We start from the raw sequence: 1,005 nt of genomic DNA on the forward strand, positions 1-1,005 counted from the left end.
GTTGCGGGCGTGCATTTTCAGGGTTTCCGAATCGGATAATGTGCTGGTGCTTGTGTTGCACCACATTGCGGGGGACGGGGGCTCGTTGGCGCCGCTGGCCCGGGATGTGGCTGTCGCGTATGCGGCCCGCGCGGACGGACACGCCCCGGGGTGGGTGCCGTTGCCGGTGCAGTATGCCGATTACACGTTGTGGCAGCGGGAAATTCTGGGGAGCGAGGACGATCCGGACAGTCTCCTGACCGCCCAGTTCGACTACTGGCGGGCCGAGTTGGCGGGACTGCCCGACTGCATCGAGTTGCCGACCGATCGGCGACGTCCGGCCCATCCGAGTTACCGGGGCGCGACGGTGGAGTTCTCGATCGCACCGGACCGTGTTTCGGCGGTCACCGAATTGGCCCGCAGTAGTGGGGGGACACCGTCGATGGTGTTGCAGTCGGTGTTGGCGGTGCTGCTCCACCGGCTCGGCGCGGGGGAGGACGTTGCGCTCGGCGGACCGATCGCGGGCCGTACCGACGACGCGTTGACCGAGTTGGTGGGATTCTTCGTCAATACGTGGGTGTTACGGGTGGATGTGTCGGGGAATCCGGGATTCGATCAGGTCCTCGACCGGGTGCGGGCGAAGGCGCTGGGCGCGTACGAGAATCAGGATGCGCCGTTCGAGCGGTTGGTGGAGTTGCTGAATCCGACTCGGTCGACGGCCTACCATCCGTTGTTCCAGGTGTCGTTCGCGATGCAGAACAACGCTTTTCCCGACGTCGAGTTCCCTGGGCTGGAATGGACCACGCTGCCGGCGCCGACCGGTACGTCGCGCTTCGATCTGTCCTTCACTCTCACTCCCGACGGCAGGCAGGGTCTGGCCGGGGTGGTCGAGTACGCGAGCGATCTGTTCGACCGGGGCACGGTGGAGACCATCGCGACCCGGTATGTGGCGTTGCTCGAGAGAATCGTGGCCGATCCGCAGGGGCGGATCGAGGGGTACGAGATCCTCGAGCCCGACGAGCGCGA

General features: G+C 65.8%; 1 protein-coding gene. It reads left to right on the forward strand.

From position 1 onward, the window contains the following. Positions 1 to 46 precede the first annotated feature (46 nt). A partial coding sequence (locus ACFWJO_RS41120) for a condensation domain-containing protein (RefSeq protein WP_386873541.1) occupies positions 47 to 1,005 on the forward strand: 959 nt, incomplete at its 3' end.

The sequence above is a fragment of the Streptomyces sp. NPDC127092 genome (assembly GCF_042722475.1).
In the GTDB taxonomy this organism is placed as follows: domain Bacteria; phylum Actinomycetota; class Actinomycetes; order Streptomycetales; family Streptomycetaceae; genus Streptomyces.